Genomic DNA, 3,081 nt, shown 5'->3' with positions numbered 1-3,081 from the left:
CCAGAACGGCGATATCCGCATTCAGGGCGGCCAGTTGCAGGCGGGCAAAGACCTGCAACTCAATGCCAGCCGGGATATCCAGCTCTCATCCAGCCAGAACACCGAACAGACCACCGGCAAAAACAGCAGTCGCGGCAGCTCACTGGGCGTCGGTTTCACCGCCGGACCGGGGGGCACGGGTATCAATCTCTCCGCCAGTGTTAACCGCGGCAAAGGCCGTGAAAGCGGTAACGGCGTCAGCCATAACGAAACTACGCTGGATGCGGGGCAAACCGTCACCCTCAACGCTGGCCGGGATGCCTCGCTCAAAGGCGCTCAGGTCAGCGGCGAACAGATTACCGCCGACGTCAAACGCCACCTGACGCTCAGCAGCGAGCAGGACAGCAACCGCTACGATATGAAGCAACAGAACGCCAGTGCCGGTGTCAGTGTTACTCTCGGTCCACAACCTAGCGGTTCATTGAACCTCAGCGCCAGCCGCGACAAAATCCACAGCAACTTCGACTCCGTACAGGAACAGACCGGACTGTTTGCCGGTAAAGGCGGCTATCAAGTGAAAGTGGGTGAACACACCCAGCTTGACGGCGCAGTCATTGCCAGTACCGCAGACAAAGACAAAAACACCCTCGATACCGGCACTCTCGGCTTTGGCGATATCAAAAACAAAGCGGATTTTAAAACCGAGCACCACAGCGTGAGTATCAGCACAGGCGGTTCCACAGGCGGCATGATTCTCAGTAATCTGGCAGCCAATACCCTGGGCGGCGTTAACCGGGAAGGCCATGACCAAAGCACCACTCACGCCGCGGTCAGCGACGGCACCCTGATTATCCGGGACAAAGGCAACCAGCAACAGGATGTCACCACCCTGAGCCGGGATACCGACCACGCCAATAATGCTCTCAGTCCTATCTTTGACAAAGAGAAAGAGCAGCAACGGCTGAAACAGGCCCAACTGATTGGCGAAATCAGTGCGCAGGTGATTGATATCGCCAGTACCGAAGGGGCAATTATCGCCACCAAAGCAGCCCAAGCCAAACTGGAGAACATCAGTGACCCGGATAGAGAAGCGGCCATAAAAGTACTGGAGGATAAAGGTAAAACCGATATCACCCCGGAACTCATTAAAGACCAGATTTACAAAACCGCCTATAACCAGGCATTGAATGAGTCTGGCCTGGGCACCGGTGGGAAATACCACACCGCTTTACAGGCGGCTACCGCGGCCATTCAGGGACTCGCGGGCGGAAATATTGGTCAGGCACTGGCAGGCGGCGCTTCCCCTTACCTGGCCGGGGTGATTAAAGACCTGACTACCGACCCGAAAACTCACAAGGTCGATGTCGTCACCAATACCCTGGCCCATGCCATTCTGGGGGCAGTGGCCGCCGAAGTCAGTGGTAACAATGCGCTGGCGGGGGCAGCAGGAGCGGCGGGCGGTGAACTGGCCGCACGAGAACTGATGAAGCATATTCATGGTGAGAATGTTAAAGTCAGCGACTTAAGTGAAGAGGAAAAACAGACCATCAGCACCCTTTCCACTCTGGCGGCAGGGCTGGCAGGCGGCATTGCCGGTGACTCCACCGGCAGCGCCGTCACCGGGGCCCAGGCCGGGAAGAATGCGGTGGAGAATAATTTCCTGAAGGCAGGTCAGATCACCTCATGGTTGGAAAAATATAAAGCATCATCTACTGATGAAGAAAAGAATCGCTTAATTGAGGTTGCTAGTAAAGCTGATCAAGATCAGCAACAGAAAGCTATTGAAACTAAGATTTCAAAAGATTATCTGATGAAACAACAGGAAGAGTTGATCAAGCTTATTCAATCATCAAATTGTGACGCTGACTGTACAAAATTAACAGAATATAGCCTTAACCAGATTAGCCCAGTAATTGATAATTACGATACATTGCAGAAAAGCAATAATATCCCACGGGCAGTAATTGCAACAATTTCTCTAGCCTTACCGACATTAGCTAAAACGGCTACACCTGCTGTTACTAATTGGATTGGAAGTACGACTATTGCAAACAGAGCTATAGGTGTAGGTACTACAGGCTTAGCCAACCTAGGAATGCAAGGTTACAACATCTACAACAATCCTCAAGAAAACTTTAGCTATACCAGTTTCGGGACATCTTTGATTACAGGCGGTGCAACGGCAGGAATGGGGTATTGGGGTACTGCTGCGACTAACACATTAGGCGCAGGTGTTTCTAGCGTAATTGATGGAAATTCTCCGTGGTTACCGATGGGAGGGGCGTTTGTAGGATCATCAGTAGGTTATGGAGTGACAAAGGGAACTACTAACTATTTGGATAATAAAATGAATCCTTGGTCAAATGGATTTAAAGAAAGATTCAATTTAATCAATCCTTCGATATCTGCACCACCGTTAGTATCCCCTGCTCCTAGCATTGTTGGTAGTGCAGTAGGAGCTGTTGGTTCTGAAACTGCAAATAAAGTAATTATGGATGAGTTAAGCTCTAAGGATAAAAAATGAAATTTATAATCTATTTTTTATATTGGTCTTTAGTTCAGAGCGTAGGTGTGTTCATCACGGTCATGGCGGTAAAACTGTTAGTTAAATTTGTTCTTTATTTTGAAACTGGCGTGTTCTTCATCGGTTATAAAGATATTGTTGAGGCTATTGGAATAGGTGTCGTTATGGGGATATTCCTAGGTGGTGTTATTTGTTTGATAAATTATCTTCAACATAAAAGATTTTAGGAAAAGTTTAATGTCGTCATAATGTTAAAAAGATCCCAACTAAAGTGAACTGCCCCCGAAAGTTGGACACCCAACAAGTAGGGGAAAGTTTTCTATGAAGAAGCACAGGAAAGCATTCGCTCACATTTAAGTGGGAACCGCTTCATGAGACCTGATAGAACACAGCAAACAGACCAGTAAAGGTTTACTCTCCAAATCCTCCGTCGAAACTCACGACGAAGTGTATGAACGCCGCGCACAGAGCACCACGCTCAGTGGCGACAGCGTGACTGTACAGGCCGGGAATAACCTGAATATCACCGGCAGTAACGTGGCAGGCACTCAGGATGTTAATCTGGCCGCAGGCAATCA

2 protein-coding genes and 1 pseudogene are annotated in these 3,081 nt (G+C 49.3%); all 3 read left to right on the top strand.

All coding sequences use genetic code 11. The annotated features are described in order from the left end of the window. A partial coding sequence (locus EAE90_RS22935; protein ID WP_246551109.1) for a hemagglutinin repeat-containing protein occupies positions 1–2,503 on the top strand: 2,503 nt, incomplete at its 5' end. Continuing rightward, positions 2,500–2,730: a hypothetical protein gene (locus tag EAE90_RS22930; RefSeq protein WP_036811799.1), complete on the top strand. Its 231-nt coding sequence runs from the start codon at positions 2,500–2,502 to the stop codon at positions 2,728–2,730. The genes EAE90_RS22935 and EAE90_RS22930, both read left to right, overlap by 4 nt. Positions 2,731–2,878: 148 nt before the next feature. Further along, positions 2,879–3,081: pseudogene (locus tag EAE90_RS24800) on the top strand (hemagglutinin repeat-containing protein); the annotation flags it as partial.

It is taken from the genome of Photorhabdus caribbeanensis (assembly GCF_018448885.1).
Taxonomy (GTDB): domain Bacteria; phylum Pseudomonadota; class Gammaproteobacteria; order Enterobacterales; family Enterobacteriaceae; genus Photorhabdus; species Photorhabdus caribbeanensis.
Note: the sequence above shows the minus strand (reverse complement) of the source record. Positions and strands in the feature narration are given on the sequence as shown.

Bases quoted from the DNA above. Each gene is read 5' to 3' on its own strand.
- EAE90_RS22930 (WP_036811799.1), top strand. From the start codon at position 2,500: ATGAAATTTATAATCTATTTTTTATATTGGTCTTTAGTTCAGAGCGTA.